This is a genomic window from Phycisphaerae bacterium (assembly GCA_024102815.1).
Taxonomy (GTDB): domain Bacteria; phylum Planctomycetota; class Phycisphaerae; order UBA1845; family UBA1845; genus JAGFJJ01.
This window is the reverse complement of sequence record JAGFJJ010000076.1, coordinates 204,459-221,910: the sequence shown is the minus strand read 5'-3', so window position 1 is coordinate 221,910 and position 17,452 is coordinate 204,459. Positions and strand designations below refer to the sequence as shown.

General features: G+C 62.7%; 16 protein-coding genes. 5 read left to right on the top strand and 11 right to left on the bottom strand.

The genetic code is table 11. From position 1 onward, the window contains the following. Positions 1-11: 11 nt before the first annotated feature. The 10 genes from rpoN to J5J06_19460 form a co-directional block, all read right to left on the bottom strand. Complete coding sequence (gene rpoN, locus J5J06_19505; protein MCO6439284.1) at positions 12-1,469, bottom strand: RNA polymerase factor sigma-54; 1,458 nt, start codon at positions 1,467-1,469, stop codon at positions 12-14. Positions 1,470-1,675: 206 nt separating this feature from the next. Then, on the bottom strand, positions 1,676-2,278 hold the full coding sequence (recR, locus tag J5J06_19500; GenBank protein MCO6439283.1) for a recombination protein RecR: 603 nt from the start codon (positions 2,276-2,278) through the stop codon (positions 1,676-1,678). An 11-nt stretch (positions 2,279-2,289) separates the two neighbouring features. Next, positions 2,290-2,631: a YbaB/EbfC family nucleoid-associated protein gene (locus tag J5J06_19495; GenBank protein ID MCO6439282.1), complete on the bottom strand. Its 342-nt coding sequence runs from the start codon at positions 2,629-2,631 to the stop codon at positions 2,290-2,292. 27 nt (positions 2,632-2,658) lie between these two features. Further along, a complete protein-coding gene (gene dnaX, locus J5J06_19490) occupies positions 2,659-4,194 on the bottom strand; it encodes a DNA polymerase III subunit gamma/tau (GenBank protein MCO6439281.1) in 1,536 nt (511 codons plus the stop codon). Between the two features lie 413 nt (positions 4,195-4,607). After that, positions 4,608-6,260 (bottom strand): SPASM domain-containing protein, encoded by a 1,653-nt coding sequence (locus J5J06_19485; GenBank protein MCO6439280.1) that lies wholly within the window; start codon positions 6,258-6,260, stop codon positions 4,608-4,610. Then, complete coding sequence (locus J5J06_19480; protein ID MCO6439279.1) at positions 6,251-8,173, bottom strand: motility associated factor glycosyltransferase family protein; 1,923 nt, start codon at positions 8,171-8,173, stop codon at positions 6,251-6,253. The genes J5J06_19485 and J5J06_19480 overlap by 10 nt, the downstream gene beginning before the upstream one ends. 3 nt (positions 8,174-8,176) lie before the next feature. Further along, positions 8,177-8,806 (bottom strand): leucyl/phenylalanyl-tRNA--protein transferase, encoded by a 630-nt coding sequence (locus J5J06_19475; GenBank protein ID MCO6439278.1) that lies wholly within the window; start codon positions 8,804-8,806, stop codon positions 8,177-8,179. 15 nt (positions 8,807-8,821) lie between these two features. Then, positions 8,822-9,877, bottom strand: a complete 1,056-nt coding sequence (locus J5J06_19470) for a radical SAM protein (GenBank protein ID MCO6439277.1) — start codon at positions 9,875-9,877, stop codon at positions 8,822-8,824. A gap of 306 nt (positions 9,878-10,183) precedes the next feature. Next, the gene (gene queF / locus J5J06_19465; GenBank protein MCO6439276.1) at positions 10,184-10,606 is read right to left on the bottom strand and encodes an NADPH-dependent 7-cyano-7-deazaguanine reductase QueF; all 423 of its coding nucleotides are present in this window, start codon (positions 10,604-10,606) and stop codon (positions 10,184-10,186) included. Between the two features lie 157 nt (positions 10,607-10,763). Further along, positions 10,764-11,375: a hypothetical protein gene (locus J5J06_19460; protein MCO6439275.1), complete on the bottom strand. Its 612-nt coding sequence runs from the start codon at positions 11,373-11,375 to the stop codon at positions 10,764-10,766. A gap of 327 nt (positions 11,376-11,702) precedes the next feature. On the opposite strand from J5J06_19460, the gene J5J06_19455 reads away from it, so the two are divergent. Continuing rightward, entirely contained in the window at positions 11,703-12,689 is a 987-nt protein-coding gene (locus tag J5J06_19455; GenBank protein MCO6439274.1) for a radical SAM protein, read from the top strand. Between the two features lie 88 nt (positions 12,690-12,777). On the opposite strand, the gene xerD is transcribed toward J5J06_19455, so the two are convergent. Then, positions 12,778-13,704, bottom strand: a complete 927-nt coding sequence (gene xerD / locus J5J06_19450) for a site-specific tyrosine recombinase XerD (GenBank protein ID MCO6439273.1) — start codon at positions 13,702-13,704, stop codon at positions 12,778-12,780. 567 nt (positions 13,705-14,271) lie between these two features. Between xerD and J5J06_19445 the strand changes: the two genes are divergently transcribed. The 4 genes from J5J06_19445 (at position 14,272) to paaB (ending at position 17,377) form a co-directional block, all read left to right on the top strand. Next, positions 14,272-14,859, top strand: a complete 588-nt coding sequence (locus tag J5J06_19445) for a TetR family transcriptional regulator (protein MCO6439272.1) — start codon at positions 14,272-14,274, stop codon at positions 14,857-14,859. A gap of 92 nt (positions 14,860-14,951) precedes the next feature. Next, the gene (paaA, locus tag J5J06_19440; GenBank protein MCO6439271.1) at positions 14,952-15,920 is read left to right on the top strand and encodes a 1,2-phenylacetyl-CoA epoxidase subunit A; all 969 of its coding nucleotides are present in this window, start codon (positions 14,952-14,954) and stop codon (positions 15,918-15,920) included. A 107-nt stretch (positions 15,921-16,027) separates the two neighbouring features. Then, positions 16,028-16,921 carry a retropepsin-like domain-containing protein gene (locus J5J06_19435; GenBank protein MCO6439270.1) on the top strand — a complete coding sequence of 298 codons (894 nt, stop codon included), beginning with the start codon at positions 16,028-16,030 and terminating at the stop codon, positions 16,919-16,921. A gap of 72 nt (positions 16,922-16,993) precedes the next feature. Next, positions 16,994-17,377 carry a 1,2-phenylacetyl-CoA epoxidase subunit B gene (paaB, locus tag J5J06_19430; GenBank protein ID MCO6439269.1) on the top strand — a complete coding sequence of 128 codons (384 nt, stop codon included), beginning with the start codon at positions 16,994-16,996 and terminating at the stop codon, positions 17,375-17,377. Positions 17,378-17,452: the final 75 nt, after the last annotated feature.

The following is a 17,452-nucleotide window of genomic DNA, read 5'->3' as shown; positions in this document are numbered from 1 at the left end:
ACCGGAAGTGCTCAGAACTCTTTCCTCTGCCGCGCCGCGGGGATGTCCAGTTGCTGGCGATACTTGGCCACCGTGCGGCGGGAGAGTTCAATGCCCTCACGCTTGAGCTGCGCGGCGATCTGATCGTCCGACAGCGGATTCTTGCGATCCTCGGCCTCGATGATCTCGGACACGCGGTTCTTAACGCGGTCCCAGCCCATGCTCTCCCCGTCCTCGGATTCCGTGCCGCCGGTGAAGAAATAACGCAGCGGAAAAATGCCGCGTGGTGTCTGCATGTACTTGTCCGCCACGGTCCGGCTGACCGTGGAGGGGTCGCAACCCAGTTCCGTGGCCAGGTCGCTCATGCGAAAGACCTTCAGGCCCGTCGGACCCACGTCGAAGAAGTCCCGCTGCTTCTCGACGATCGCCTTGCTCACTTCGAGCAATCTCGAGTTCCGGAAGTTCACCGCATCGATGATGGCCGAAGCCGCCTCCACCTGCCGCCGCGCGAACTCCCGCGTTTCCTTTCCGTTCTTCTTGGTCTTGGCCATTCTGAGAACGTCGTCGGAGATGCGTAGTTCCGGCAGGTTTCCGCGGGTCAGACGGACGGTAAGTCCCGCGCCCGTGTGGGCATACTCCACAATGACGTCCGGGCGAATCGGTGGGACGGAACGATCGCCCACGAGATACCCCGGATGAAGATGCAGCGAGCGGCGCATGGCCTGGACCGCCGCCTGGATCTCGCCGAAACTGAATCCGGTGGCTCGGGCAATGGCTGGCAGACGATTGTGCGAGAGGTCCTCAAGGTGCTTTTCGATGAGCGTCCGCTCCACGCGATTGTCGCCGGGCAGCGCATCCAACTGCAGAAGGAGACACTCCGTGACCTCTCGCGCGCCGACGCCGACGGGATCAAGATGCTGCACTTCGGGAAGGGCGGCGGATAAATCGTCAACGGAAACCGGCGGCCGCGCCGCGGATGCCACGCGCTCCAGCGGCTGGCGCAGGTAGCCGTCCGGATCGAGATGATCGATGATTGCGCTTCCCGCGCGCCGAATCGAATCCGGCAGATCCAGGAGCGACCATTGATTGTGAAGGCATTCCTGGAGGCTGATCTCCCGTCCCGCGGTATTGGCCAGCGCGCCCATCTTGGCGTCGCGATCATCACCGCCGGCGCGGCGACCGATCAGTGGCGCTCGTTCGGCGCCGTCGTATTCGTAGTCGGAGGCGAAACGGTCGAAGCGGCCGAATCCCTCGTCGCGCGGACGCTCCTCGCGGCGCCGATGCTCATGATGCCGTTTGCCGTTCCCTCGCTCCGGCGCTTCCGGCTCGTCGATCTCCAGCGCCGGGTTTCGCTCCAGCGCCTCGTTGACGAACGTCTCCAGATCCGCGACCGGCTTCTGGAGAATGGTCATGGATTGGATGAGCTGCGGCGTGAGCTTCTGCTCGAGCCGCATCTGCTGCGTGAGCGATTGTGACAAAAACTGCGACATGACATCGGTAGCGACCGGTAATAAGACCCAGCGAATCACGGTACGCTGGGACCTCTGGCCGCCATGTTCCCCGGATCCGCGACGCTCCGGCAAACAAGGTGGGCGCCCGATCCCGCCGGATTATATCACAGGATGACGGCAGAATACATCGCGCGATACGTGATTTCGCCTCATGGGCACCGTTATTCGTTCGAATCTTCGGGCCACTACATGCTCGACCGTCCGCGAATGGCGGATTCGATCATTCCGGGCGTGGCGTATTCAAGCTGCGAGCCCACCGCCAACCCCCGGGCCGGACGCGTGATCCGCACGTCGCTGTCCGCCAGCAGACTCTGGATGTGCAAGGCCGTGCCATCACCCTCGATGGTGGGATTCATCGCCAGGACCACCTCGCGCACGCCGCCGTTCTTCACACGGTCGACGAGCGAGCCAATCGTCAGATGATCCGGATCGATTCCCTCCAACGGAGAGATGTGTCCCATCAGCACATGGTAGACGCCCCGTATGGCGCCCGAAGATTCCAGCACGATGACGTCCTTGGGCTGCTCCACGACCCATATCTCGCCATGATCGCGGGTCGGATCGGAACAGATGCGGCAGGGATCCGATTCAGTGAGGTTGAAGCAGACCCGGCAATGAATGATGCGGTCCTTCACGTCGAGCAGGGCCTGGGCAAGCGAGGCCGCGAAGTCGCGGGGCTCGCGGAGAACGTGGAAGGCCAGCCGCTCCGCACTGCGCGGCCCGATGCCCGGAAGCTGTTGGAGCTGGTTCTTGAGGCGGGCGAGAGATTCGATCGAATCTGCGTTCATGCGATATCGGCTTAAGGCTGGCTGCCGCCCAGCAGACCGCTCAGTCCGGGGATGTTCAGCCCGCCGGACATCTGGGCCATCTCTTCCTTCAGGGCATCCTGAGCTTTGATCACCGCCAGACCCACCGCCGACTTGACCAGGTCCTCCAGCAACTCCACATCCTTGGTCGCCTCCGGATCGATTTTGACGTCGACGAGTGAACAACGCCCATCGACCACGGCCCGGACCATCCCTCCGCCCGCGATGCCCTCGTACCGGCGCGTTCCCAGTTCTTCCTGCAGACGGGCCATTCCCGCCTGGATCTCCTTCGCCGATCGTAAGATATTGGTCAGGTTCCCGATTCCGCCGAACATGGCGACTCCTTCGTTGTTGACCGACCGTCAGGCCGATTCCGTATTACCTTCCTCCAGCGCAGTCTCTTCGACCTCTTCGGCACGTGCAACCACACCGTCTCCCACCCGCGGCACGGGCCGAATGTCCATGAGCGTTCCCTGAACCGCCTCACGAACGCGCTGCACGAACGGATCGCGGGCGGCGCGCTCCCAAAGTTCAGGGGACACGCTTCGATGCCGCCGGGCTTGCGACTCCTGAGACAATAATTCCGGCGAAGGATCCGCGGCGCCTGGCACGGCGCCTCGTTGGGCCGACGCCTCGTTAAGCAGCGACGCTCGGGGTGCTAGACGGTCAGGTTCTTTTTTTTTTGCCGCGGTTGACGGACCGGAAGAGGAAGCCGCCGCCGGCCCCGACGCGGTCGCCTTCGACCCTGTCGACGCGTTCGTCTCCCCGTCGAGCGATTCGAGCAGTTCACTCAGACTGCTGAACTGATGACTCATGGCCAGCCGGACGACCGTCGCGTCCGCCAACGCCCGCGCCGCCCCGCTGTAACGGACCGCGCGGCGAAGCTCTTCCAGGAGGGCAATCATGTACACGTACGTCGGCGCGTCGAACCCGCGACTCTGCTCGACCAGCGCCGGGCGCATCGGTCCCGACACGTCGACAAGCTCTGTCTCCGGTCCGCACACGTTGAGCAGCATCAGCGTGCGCAGGTGCTCCACAAGATGATCGCAGAAGCGATCCACCGTCCGGCCCGATTGCAGGGCGCGATCCAGCGACGCCAGCGCTGCGCCTGCGTCGCGCGCCGCCACGGCATCGATCACCGCCGCGGCCAACTCGTCGTGCGGCGGCGGCATCACTTCCTCGGCAATTTCCGACGTGATCCGCCCCGCCCCGTACGAGAGGAGCTTATCGAGCAGCGAAAGCGCATCGCGCATCGAGCCGTTGGCCAGTCGCGCCACACGTCGAATCACTGCATCATCCGCTTCAATTCCCTCCTTGGTCAGAATGTCGCCCAGATGCGCGGCGATTCGATCGGCATCGATCGCCCGAAAGTCGAACCGCTGGCAGCGGCTCTGTATGGTCAGCGGAACCTTCTCGGGTTCCGTTGTGGCCAGAATGAACTTGACGTGCTCGGGAGGCTCCTCCAGCGTTTTCAGCAGCGCATTAAACGCTCCTGTACTGAGCATGTGGACTTCGTCGATGATGTAGATTTTGAAGCGCGAACGGGCGGGCCGGAATGCCGCATTGTTCCGAAGATCCCGGATATTATCCACGCCGGTGTTGCTGGCCGCGTCAATCTCGACCACGTCCACGTCTTCGCCTTCGGCGATCGCCCGACACGACTCGCACTTCAAACAGGGATGAACGGTCGGCGCTTCAGAAGCGAGGCAGTTCAGGGCTTTGGCAAGCACACGGGCGGTCGATGTTTTGCCGACGCCGCGCGTTCCCGTAAAGAGGTAGCCGTGATGGATCCGTCCGGACGCCACCGCATTTGTCAGGGTGGTGGCGATGCCCTCCTGACCGACGATGTCGTCAAACCCGGTACTGCGATAAGTTCTCGCCAGAACGCGATAGGCCATCCTTCACCTCTAATGCCCCCGTCCGGCGCTTCTTGACGACCAGGTTGACCACGGCACCTGAGTGAACCGGGTGAGCTGCTCTGTCTCCAGCCTGACCCGTTGTCCGGCCCGCCCACTGCATGGGACCTGGCCGTCAAGAAACGCCGGACGTGTCCGATCGCAGCACAACCGAATCACGCGGCGCGCGTCAAATGGAATTGTATGACGGGACGTGTCTTGCGTGAATACCCCTATTGATCGGTGCGCTGCACAACGCCACAATGTCTTCTAGAGTAGAAGTTTGCCATTGATGGACATCCCTGTTACCATACCAATTGGTGACGGTGCAGGCGCAACAGTCAATCCCCGACCGCGCTTGTGCCGTCGCCACTTTTTTTTCATTTCTGATTCTATTCCTCCGTATGCCTCAGCGATTACGGCCTGTGCCATTCGCGGCATACTGAACATCGGTCATTCAGTTTCCCCGTCGAGCCATGAGCATTGCGTAATGTACCATAGTGCCCACCTTGCCATATCGAGCGCAAGTCCGCCGCTCCGATCGACCCCATCGACATTTCTCCAAGGAAATCCTCATCACAGGGAACCACACGGCCATCTGCCAGCACCACGCATCGCCTCGCCAGTCTTCGGCAAGAGGTCCGCTGGGGCGGGGTCATGTCCGCGACGCGGCGATCGTCGAGCTGTCCGGCCCGATCACTGTATCCGCGAACCACGACCGCCCCGAATCGTCTTATCCAACCGTCGAAGAACGTGTCCAACTCGTGGGCGTTCTCCCTTGCCTTGGTGAATTCGGGGACAATCACCGGCCGGGGCGAGCCGCGTTCGAACGCCGCCGCCTGCAGGCGTTCGAGTCGATCGCGCACGGCCGGCAGGCTCGCGTACGACGGGTTGCCAGGCGACCAGAGCCGACCGTAGAGCTCCGGTGACCAGGCATCGAGAACGACATTGAGCACATCCACCTCGCCCTGCATCAACACGCTGATGGCCTCATCCGAAAGGTCGACGCCCGTCGTACGAACGGCCAGACCGAAGAGCGTCCGACCGTCGCGTGGAGCACGACAGGCCTCCAGGACATCGCCAAGGTGCGGATGGCGCAGGGGGTCGCCGAATCCGCCAAGCACGACAAGCGCGTCGTCATGTGCCACGAGCTCGTCCACCAGGCGTCCTACCCATGACGGATCGATCGGGCCGCGACGCGGGACTCGCGCGCCGCGCGGATGCAGCAGCGCCTCGGGATAGGGATCTTCCGTGGTCAGCTCGATCTCCACTTCCAGCGGGAGGGTCTCGACCCGCTCGGCCTCTTCCTTCAGGAGAAACCGTGCCACGGTGGAAGCATCCGGCTCGGCGTGTGCGTCGAGCAGGCGAATCAACCTTTCGAACGAGCGATCGGTATCGGCCGCGCAGCGACCCGTCGCGTAACGAAGGTCCGCGGGAACTTCGCACAGACACGGCAGGAATAGCACGTCCTTCTGCGGGGCAGCCGGCTGGTAGGCAAATACCCAGCCGAGAGGCACGTTCTTTTCCGCGAGCTCGTGGACCAGGGACGCTCGCAGAACGACACCGGCCAATCCCGGCGGCGCCTGCGTGAAGACGACGTCAAGCGTGCCTTCGGCTTCGCCCATCTGCCGAATCATCCGGTCGGTCAGTTCCGGGGCGAGAACGGCCGACGCCGCATTGACACTGAGCAGCGCATCGGCCGGATGATCGATCAGCACGGCGGCCAGTGCCCGCGGATCGGCATGTTCATCGAACGAGGTTGTTCCGCCGATTCCGCCGCGCCAGCCGTCAAGCGACCACTTGCGCCCGACACGCACCAGATGCAGCCACGACGGCGGCGGCGCTTCATTCACCTGAACCGTGACACTCGATCCCGCCACCAACGCGCGCGTCGCGTCCAACTGTGCCGGGGGTGCGATCACCACGACTTTCTCAATGCACTGGCAGCGCCGGAGGCGATGCACGGTTCGGCGCAACACGGGAATGCCACCCAGCGGCTCTCCAAGCCGGCTTCGCGTGCCCAGCGGAGACTGCTCCAGATCGGCCTGTACCACGGCGATCACGCGCATGGGTGGTTCATCCTCTCCCGCACGCGCGATGCCGCGTCCTTGAGCACGCCGCGAACGTCAATCGCTCCCTCGCGCACGGCGCGGATGAACTCCCGGTCGCGCGCGATCTGCTGCCGGGCCCGTTCGACGCCGGTCGATTCCACGGCGCCGAGTTGCCGGTCCGCGGCATACCGGCGGAACTCCGCGGCCTGGGTAGCGGCATTAACGATGCGATAGCCTCGACTCTGGTGATGGATGCGGCTGCGCAGCTCGTCGATCCGCACAAGGCGACGATTGAACCGCAGCGGGTCGCTCGTAAGACCCTCCAGTTCGTCCAGCAGTACCAGAAGCTCGTCACAAACGGTGACCACGTCGTCGAGCTCGGCAACGCGCTCGTCGACTTCGCCAGCCGCCTCGGGCAGGCGCGTGCCATCGAACCAGTTCGCCTCCTCGCGGTAGGCAAATCGATCTTCGTCGATGGGCTCGCGGCAGAACCGGGCGGCCACCTCGTCAAGACGCATGGCCGATGTTCCGCGGATCATCGCTCCACCTTCCGTGGCGTTGATCACGCGGCGCGGCGTCCGGGCCACATCCTTCTCGAATTGCTCCAGGTAGGTGAACAACAGCTCGTCCGTGTAAAGCTCGCCGCCTTCCTGGCCGCGCACGCGGCGGAGAATGGGCCGGTTGCGCACGATGCGCTCCCACTCCTTCTGTTCGAGGGTCTGAAAGCGGTTGAACTCGCTGCGCCACGCATGGTGGATTTCCACGCCGGGGATGTAGAACACGTGGCCCGTATAGGCCAGGTCCTGTCCGACGAACACGATCGGATCGCAGCCCAAATACGCGGCCAGGTAGAACGCCAGGTGAGCCACGGTCGCACCGGCCCGCAGTCCGTCGCGTGCCCCGAGGGCGTCACCGAGCACCAGCCGTGCCCAGGCGTTGTCCAGCAGGGAAACCGGTCCGGGGTAGTCGTCGATGACATGCCACGTGGCCTTGGGCTCGGCCACGAGGTGGACGCCTTCCAACCCGTCCAGTCCCTCAAAGAACTTTCGGGACATCTCGTGAAAATCGAGGCTCGTGGCGAAGTCCGGGATGATCCCCCTTTCCAGGAGGGGGCGAAGGGTCGTCTGCACGGCAATGAGCACGGCTCGCCCCTTGAGCCCCGCGAGCTTGTCGATGTTCTTGCGCAGGGACGGTCCCGCGGCGATCACGACCGCGGGGTTCCCCGCGAAACGATCGCGGAGAAGGTCAATCGGAGGCGTCGAGACGTACGCAGCAAGGTTCATGGCGATGTTCTTGCACGTGATGCGCGCATTGCCCATCAACGTAGCCAGCGTCATCCGTGTGAACGTGACGAACTCCGTAAGCTGCTGCGTGATCGCCCGGTGATCGTCGGGCGCCAGTCGAATGGACGGTGCGTGGTTCACGAATTGCGCGCCCAGCATCATCAGGGCGTTGAACCGCTCCAATCGCTCGTGAAGGCGGGATTTGTCGTCCGACGTCAGGAAGATCAGCCGCCCGCTGCCGATCAACTCGGACAAGTCCGTGCAGGCCAATGCCGTGGCGATCATCCGCATGGACGGCTCCGCGCAGACCACGACGGCCTCCTTGCCCAGCCGACGCCACAAGGCGCAAATGTGATAGCCCAGGCCCAAGCCGCAAACGACGAACACGTATTTCTTTTCGAGGGAGATGGATGTCGCGAATCGCTCAGCTTCGCCAACCGGATCGTACCGGCTGTGGAGATACACACGCTGCCCGTCCCCCGCCGCCAGGGACAGGGTCCACGATCCGGATCGCGCCGCCTCCAGCGGGAATCGCTCTTCGTCATCAACGGCGTCGACCTCCATGGCCAGTCGCGGATCGACCTGCCACAGGGCGCGGAGGTTGCGCAGGAAGGTCTCATTACCGACGATGGGTGCGGCCTGGGTCATCGTCTATTCCTCATCGTCGCGCGATTGCTCCAAGGATGAATCCTGCATGTCGTCGACGAACGACCGCTTCAATTCGAGCGCCGCGCCCAGGCGCCGCTCGTATTCGCGGCCGGCAATCTCCTTCGTTCCGAACTGGCGGAGATGTTCGGTCATGAACTGCACATCGAGCAGGACGAAGCCACGCGCCCGAAGTCGTTCGACCAGGTGAAACAGGGCGACCTTCGAGGCGTCGGTGACGCGGTGGAACATCGACTCGCCGAAGAACGCCCCGCCCAGCGTAACGCCGTAGAGTCCGCCCACAAGTTCCTGGCGTTGCCGGCACTCCACGCTATGGGCGAAGCCAAGTCGATGAAGTTCTTCATAGGCGTTGATAATCTCCTCGGAAATCCAGGTTCCTTCGGGGCGGTCCGCGCAGGCCCGCATGACTTCGCCGAAGGAATTGTCCACGGCAACCTCAAATATGCCCTGTCGGACCTTGGCGCGCAGCGAACGCGTCGCGCGGAAATCATCGATCGGAATGACCGCGCGACGACGCGGGCGAACCCAGCGTACGACGCCTTCCTCGTCGGCCATGGGAAAGATGCCGCAGGCATAGGCGCTCAGGAGATTGACGGGACGAAGCTCCTCGAGCATGGGAATCGGTCGGAATTATCCGAACTCGAGGCGCAACTGTCCATCGCATGGCGCGGGCTTTGGCGCAAGCGTATCCTCCTCGAGGGAATCCTCGCACATTTCGCCGCCGACGTAGCCCTTCCCAAGCCCGTTGCGTTCGCGCTCGATCTGAAAGAGCTGGGTGATGCTGTCCCAATAGGGGCCGTCGCCGCGCATGCGCTCACCGAAGCGCGTGTTGTTGAGCTTTCCGCCGCGAATATCTCGGAGGCGATTGAGTATTCGCTCGGCGCGGAGGGGCATGACTTCGTGCAATCGCCGGATGAAAACATCCGCAACGCTGCCCGGCAGACGAAGGGCGGTAAAGCTGGCCCACTCCGCTCCAGCCTGCTTCGAGCGACGGAGAATCTCGGGGATCTCGCTGTCCGACAGGCCGGGGATGATCGGGGCCACCACCACGCCCACGGGAACGCCCGCTTCGCGCAGGCGCCGCACGATCTCGAACCGGCGATCCGGCGGCGGCGCCTGCGGCTCGATCAGCTTGCACGAATCCGCGTCGGCGAAGGGAATGCTTACCGCCGCTCTCGCCACGGCGACGCGATTCAACTCCGCCAGCAATTCCGCATCGCGCACGACGAGAAAGCCCTTGGTGATCACATAGGCCGGGTTGCGGAATTCCAGACACACTTCCAGGCAGGCGCGGGTCAGGCCGTAGGACGCTTCGATGGGCTGATAGCAGTCCGTCACCCCGGAGAAGTGCACCGACTCGCCCTTCCACGACCGCTTCGAGAACGCCTTTCGGAGCAACTCAGCCGCGTTGGGTTTGACGATGAGCTTCGTGTCGAAGTCCGTGCCCGCGCCCCAGCCGAGGTATTCGTGCGTGCGGCGGGCGTAGCAGTAGGCGCAGGCGTGCTGGCATCCGCGATAGGGATTGACCGACCAGCGGTAAGGCAGGTCGGGGCTGTCGTTGCAGGAGAGGATGGACCCGCCGGGCTCCTCGAATACCTCGACGCGCGCGGCCGGGGGCGGCTCGAGCCACTCGGAATGAGCGGATACGTAGGGATTCGGGGGATTGTCCACACGGCGGAGGTTCATGAGCCAGGCAACAGAAGGAGGCAATAGGCAATAGGCAACAGGAAACAGGAAACAGGAAACAGATAACAGAAGAAGGTAGTGGACTATGAGCGTTGGACAAGAGACGGCCGTACGGGCGGCGCAAGGACGCACGCCGGGTGGCGAAACGTTTCTCCGGCGCGGGTCGGGATCCGGGCGGACCGTCCACGTGCGGGCACTGGATTCCGGCATTCGCCGGGATGATGCACGACCCGCGTGAACACTTCCATTATATTCGGTATTTGTTAGGAAGTCAAGCTGAGTGCCCGATATTTTCCGGGGCGGCCGTTAGTCGAGGATGGTCAAGTCTTTAGGCCGCTTGCCGTGCTCGACGGTGATCACGCTGTGGATGCCGCCGCGCACCGTCCACGTGGTCCGCAGGCGCATCCACTTCGGCGCGCAGCACTCCGCGAGGTGGTCCAGAATCGCGTTGGTCACGTCCTCGTAGAAGATGCCCGTGTTGCGATAGCCCTGGAGGTAGAGCTTGAGGGACTTGAGCTCCACGCAGAGGGCGTCGGGCACGTAGCTGAGCGTCATGGTGGCGAAGTCGGGCTGGCCGGTCTTGGGACACAGGCTGGTGAACTCGTGCACGTGATGCTCGACGAGGTAGTCCCTCCCCGGGCGGGGGTTGGCGAAGGTTTCCAGCAATGAGCGATCAGGCACGGGGTGGGACTCCCTGGTATTGGCGGTACGGTGTATGGGAAGGAGCATCGGAAATCAAGGAACGTTCGCGCGGACCAAAGCCCGCGGCTCGCCAAGAGGTGCGTCGGAGGACGCGCCCAACAAGATGGTCCGCAGGGCGGACCCTACGGCCTTGGATTCCGGCGTTCGCCGGAATGACGAATTGCGAACGACACTCCCTGCGAGTTTATCGAAACAACCACCCTTGTTTCTCTGCCGGGGGATCTCCTCCGCCGGTCACCAAGTTACCGCTCACCGGCCTGCGGGCAGCGGTGCGTTTCACCCGGCGGTCGCGGGCGGCGGCGACGAAGCCTTCCACGTCCTGCACGTCCCACGCCTCGCGGGGGATCGGCTCGCCCTTCTCGTTGCGGACGGCGGCGCCGAAGCGATCGGCGAGGTAGCGCACGGCGAAGCGGTCGCACATGCCTTCCTTCTGCCGCGGATTGCGTCGGGCGCGCTTGACCAGCAGGTGATACAGCTCGTGGAGGAAGACGAAGAGTATGACCTCGTAGCCGTCCATCAGCTCGACGGAGTAGAGCGGGCGGAACCAGGACCGGCCGACGGTCCGCGCCTTGGCGATGTGCGTGCGCAGGCGATAGGGATACTTCAGGTGCCGGCCGAGGTTTACGAGGATGCGATGGTCGAGGTAGTAGCACTTGCCGGAGAAATCCGCCCCACGGCTGTAGCGGATGCGGATGTCCACGTGTCCCACGGCCCATCCGGCGAGGGCATCCATGCAAAGCCCGCGGAGGCGAGCGTCGTCGAGGTCGGTGCGATTGCTGAACTGAACGCGGCTCAAGCGTGATACCCCGAGTTTCGTTAATCGGTCCACGCGCGAATGATTGAATCCTCGGCGTCCGCCGGGCGAACACAAACTCTCAACATGCTACACCGCACATCGCACGCAAGCACGCCTCCCATGGTGGCGAAAAGGCGGGCGTCCACCCGTCGAAAATTGTCTCGATTCATGAGCGAGTTGTATCGGCATTGCGCCGGTGTGAGCGATACACGCGTTTCACGCGCGCAAGCCGGCGGCACGGTGCATCGTTGATTTGGATCGAGGGGCCCGATTCGATAGGATGGCCGATCCTGTTGAAGAGGCAGGCAGCAGAGCAAAGGGGCCATCGTGTCGGAAGCGCTTCGCGTTGTTCATCGATCGGGAATTGACCGCCTGGCGGAGATTGTCCAGCACAGCAACAGTCCCACGTGTCCGCGGGGGATGCTGGAGATCAACCCGGCGTTCGGCTGTCAGTTTCGCTGCGCCTATTGCGGAATCTACGCGCTCGAAAAGGAATACTTCGGGGACGTCATCGTCTACGACGACTACCCGGCGTACCTGGATCGCTGGCTGCACGAGCACGCCGCCGACGTCGGCCGCCATTACTTCTACTTCTCGGCCAAGACCGAGTGCCTCCAGCCGGCGCTCGTGGAAAGCGGCATCACGCTGGAAATTCTGCGGATCCTCCGCGAACACGGCGCTCGGTACTTCCTGGTGACCAAGGCGGGTTTGCCGCCGGCGGATATTCGTGCACCCCTGACGAATGCGCGGGATATCAACCAGGTCATTATCAGCGCGACATTTCCCGACGAGGCGTGGCGAGGCTTGTTCGAGCCCGGTGCCGATTCGATCGACGCGCGACTGGCATTCGCCGAGTGGTGCGTCCGGGAGAACATCTTTGTTACGGCGAGCTGCTGCCCGGTGCTGCCCATCGACGATCGCAGCTATCTGAAGGAGACCATCTCGCGATTCGCGGCGGCCGGCGTGAAGCACTTCTATTTCGACTTTGCCCGTCTGACGCGCGATGCCATCAGCAACTTTGTCCAATTGCTCCCCGAGCACCAGGGCGCCATTGAACTGCACTATTTCGCCAAGGACGCCCAGGTCACCCAATGGCACATGCCGCATCGCGACAAGACCGTCGACAAGTTCCAGCCGCCGCTACCCTACATGCTGACGTCGTTTGAGGAACTTGCGGCCATTGTCAGGGAGATTGCGCCGGAAGCGACCGTCAGTGTCTGCAACCATTTCGCTACGCCGCATACGCTGCCGGGTTACAACGAGGGTGCCCGCGCCGAGTGCATCTCCTGCATCGGCCACCGGTTTGCGGGCTAATTTCTTCGACGCGACCACGGAACATGCCGTCCCCACAGGGGCTTGTTCGCCTGGCATTGTGGAAGTCTGCTGGAATCGAATGTTGCTGCTATTGCCGGGGGTGGTACATGCGGTGGACGTTCTTGAGCTGGGACTCATCGACGTGCGTGTAGACCTGCGTCGTCGTGACGCTGGCGTGGCCGAGAAGCTCCTGCACGATGCGAAGATCGGCTCCGCCTGCCAGCAGATGCGTGGCAAAGGAATGGCGGAGGATGTGGGGGGAGACGCGGCCCTGCGTGAGTCCTGCGGCGCGGGCGTACTTGCGAACGACACGCCAGACATTGGTTCGATCGAGGGGTCGGCCGGTGCGGGAAAGGAAAAGTGCGGAGGTGGGTCGGTCGTTCGTCAGGCGGGGGCGAAGGACTTCCAGATAGTCCGTGACGGCTTCAATGGCCGCCTGCCCCATGGGAACGATCCGCTCCTTGCGGCCCTTCCCAAAACAGCGCACGTAGCCCAGCTTGAGATTGATTTCCTCGATACGCAGCGCGGCCAGTTCGCTGACGCGCATACCCGTGGCGTAGAGAAGTTCCAATAACGCGCGATCGCGGTAATAGAATTCGTCGGCCAGGCGGGGCGCGGAAAGCAGCGCGTCGATCTGGTCGTATCCGAGCGCATCGGGAATGTTCCGCCAGCGGCGCGGCGATTCCATGAGGGACGCAACGTCGCGGCGCAGAATGCGCTCGGCGTGAAGGTAGCGGAGAAAGACCTTGATGGCAGCAAAATGGCGGGAGACGGAGGCGAGAGACAGGCCTCGCTCATGAAGGCGCATCAGGTGACGTTGTACGTCCTCGATCGTGATTTCGGACGGTTCGACGTCATGATCGACGAGATCGTTCCAGAATTCCCTGAGGTCGCGCTTGTATGCCGTGACGGTTTCACCCGACAGCCCGCACTCCAGGAAGATGTAATCAAGAAAACGCTTGACCAACGGGGCCGGTACATTGGCCGGCTTGGGGGGCGGAGCTGCTAAAAGCATGATCCCGTTCTCGCAGGTTATTAGAATCCCGTCGCATGCCACCGCGCGGCACTGGCGTCGCCGTCGCGCACGGGCACCAGTCATCAGTCCGAACGAAAACGGCATTGTACTGAATGCGCAGGCGCAATCCAAGCTTTTTGGTGGATTCGGCGAGCGCGGCGCGGCGTCCGCCTCGAGTCCGAACCGCGTTCAGAATTCGCCGATAATATCGGACGAAGGCGCGTCCTGGGGCGCGGGAGGATCGGCACGCCCCTTTCGGGCTCCCAACATCCAACTCGTTCCGCCCGATCGACATCGCACGTCGGCTGCCATCGCGAGTGCCAATAACATGGCACTCCGGTCTGAAGCGGGGCGAGCTTGCGGGGGACGATACGAGCGATCCGGACGCGGGAACTTGGCCGGTCCGGACTCCCTTCGCGCGGCTCCGATAGCCTCCGCGGCTCAGGCGGACCGTCGGAGTCCATCGGCCGCCCAACCGGCTTTGACGAACCAAGAGCCTGTCGTTATACTCAAACAAGCGCTCGTTTGTTTTGGCGCGTCCGATAATGACCATGGGGCGAAAGATCCATGTCCGAGGCGACGATCCAGCGCAGGGAAGAGGTTCTGGCGGCAGCCGAGCGCCTTTTCGCCGAACACGGGTTCCAGGCCACAAGTGTCCGCGACATCGCCGAAACGCTGAATCTCCAGCCCGGCAGTCTCTACGCCCACATCGAGAGTAAGGACGACTTGCTTTGGGAAACGCTGAACAGCGCGGCCGATCGCTTCTTCAAGGCGGTTGACCCCATCGTGAAGTCGCCGCTCGTCCCCCTGGAGAAGCTGCGGAAGGTCATGGTGGCGCACGTGAAGGTCGTGACGGGGAACCTGTCGGCCGCGGCGGTCTACTCGACCGAATGGCGGCACCTGAGCCCGGATCGGCGCCGCGCCTTCGCCGAGAGGCGCGACGCGTATGAGGAAATCGTGCGGGGCCTCGTGCGCGATTGCATCCACGAGGGCACGTTCGCCGCGGTGGACGAGAAGTTCGCCACACTGCTCATCCTCTCGTCCATCAATTGGGTGTACCAGTGGTATCGGCCCGAGGGTCCGATGTCGCCGGAAGAGATCGCCCGGACGCTGACGGAAATGATCTTCAACGGGTTGCGGCGGGGGCAGACGTAGTGAGCAGGCAATGGGCAACGGGCAACGGGCTACAAGGAAGAAAAGGCCGAATGCGCATGTCGAGTTGACAAACGGGAGTCTTGCCGATGGTGATGGAAACTGCAAAGGCCGGCGAGCTCGGATTGGAGAACGACCGCCGCCTGGCCGAGTTCGAGGCGCGGATCAATCGCGGGGAGAAGATCGAGCCGAAGGATTGGATGCCGGAGGCCTATCGCGACCAACTTATCCGTTTGATCCACGTCCACGCCAACAGCGAAATCTGCGGAGCGCTGCCCGAGGGAAAGTGGATTCCGCACGCGCCGACGTTCAAGCGAAAGCTCGCCCTTTGCGCAAAAGTGCAGGACGAGGTTGGCCACGCGCAGCTCCTCTACCGCGCGGCCGAGACGCTTGGACCTTCGCGCGAGCAGATGGTCGAGGAGCTGATCTCTGGGAAGTCAAAGTTCTCCAACGTATTCCACTATCCGGCGGAGACGTGGGCGGACGTCGCCGTGATCGCCTGGCTGATCGATGCTGCGGCGATCATCAACCAGACGATGATGGCCGAGGGCTCGTACGGGCCTTATGCCCGGGCGCTGAAGCGGATCTGCTACGAAGAGGCCTTCCACATGAAGCACGGCTACGAGATGTGCGTTGTGCTGGCGGGCGGAACGGCGAAGCAGAAGGCGATGTTGCAGGACGCGTTGAATCGCTGGTGGGCGCCGATCATGATGTTCCACGGGCCTTCGGACAAGGAATCGAAGCACACGACGCTGCTGGTCCGCTGGAAGATCAAACTCAAGACCAACGACGAGCAGCGTCAGCAGTTTCTGCGGCAGTTCGTGCCCAAGATCTTCGACCTGGGGCTGACCGTTCCCGACCCGAACCTGCGCTACGACGAAGCAACGGCGAGCTGGCTCTACACCGAGCCGGACTGGAGCGAGTTCAAGCGCGTGGTGAACGGCGGCGGACCCGTGACGCACGAGCGGATCGCGGTTCGCCGCATGGCCCATGAGGACGGGCAATGGGTGCGCGAGGCGCTGGCGGCCGCGGCGGCAAAACGGGCGGTACCGATGCCGAGTTGAATTCAAGGCGATTTGGATAATGTCCTATCAGGCCAAGGCGGCGGGAAAGCCGATGGGGCTTCCCTCGGCGAAACACAGGGCGAGCGGGGAAAAAGGAGAGGTGTCGTATGATGACAACGCTCGCTCTGACGTTTGTCTCACTTGGAGTATCATTCACAACGGGATCCGACGCCGTCGGCTCTGGAACCTTCGACTACAATAATGGCCTTGTTTTCGTGAGGGGCCAAGCAAACGGCAGTAACGGTGCACTTTGCCTGCTCGATACCGGTGCGAATGTGTCGGCGATCGACACAGAGTTGGCTGAGAAGCTCGGACTCGAGGCGATTCGAAATACCGAGGTAGTCGGTACAGCCGGGTCAGTTCCCGCGGTATTGGTTGGTCTGGAGTCGCTCGAGATCCTCGGTGCTCGAGTCGGACCATTGGAGATCACGAGGAGGGACATCCACCATGGCGCAACGCCGGGCGGAACGCGGCTGGGAATGATCGTCGGGTACGATTTCCTGAAGCACTTCGCTGCGACCATCGACTTTCGCCGGCAGAGAATTGCACTCCTCGATGAACCACCTCGGTGTGATACATGGGTACCGATGGATTGCGGCGAAGGCATCCCGAAACTAAATGTGACGCTGCACGGCAAGGTCAAGTCGGCCCTGCGTATGGACACCGGAGCCAGCCTCTTTGCCACGGATGACGTGTACATCAACATTACGGAGGGCAACTGGAAGGAGATTCAGGGGGTCGATCCCGGGCTTCATCCGAAGGGAACCCTTACTGCGTCCGGCGTGGGCGGCGAGTTACGACTACAGGTCGTGCCTCTGGCGGCACTGGAACTTGACTCTTTGCGGATCGAGAAACCATTTGCCATTGTTCAACCTCGTCAGGGTTACTTCGCCCGTCCCGATGCAGTAGGTTTCTTTGGCAACAACTTACTTGAGAAATTCGACCCGATTACGTTGGACTACCGGAGCAACCGTCTCGGCCTGCATTGCGCCAAGCCATGACATCTGGCAACGTTCGAAACTCGAGAAAGGGGACTCCTGGAGTCGTGTGGGCACAAACTGGATTTGCAAGCTATGACTGATTCTCAATGGCCCGTATTTGAAGTCTTCCACCAGCAGGTGCGGGGCGAGCCGCACATTCACGTCGGCTCGGTTCACGCCCCCGATGCGGAGATGGCACTGGTCGTTGCCAAGGAGCAGTACGCCCGACGGCAAGCGTGTGTGAACCTCTGGGTTGTTCCGGCCGAGGCGATTTACGCCAGCAACTACGAGGACGCCGACATGTTCGAGCACGTGACGGACAAGAGCTATCGCGAATCGTGGGGATACAAGACACCGAAGACCATAAGCAGGCACGAAGGCACGAAGGCGCGGAGGCACGAAGGAGAAGACCAGGCAAGTGGAGATGCGATCCGGCAACAGGCAACGGGCAACAGTCAACGGGAAGAAGCGACGTAGCCACGAGGCCACGCAGCGACGAAGAGATAAGAAAAGAACCGCGTGATACTTGGCCTCGAGGCCGCATCGAATCGC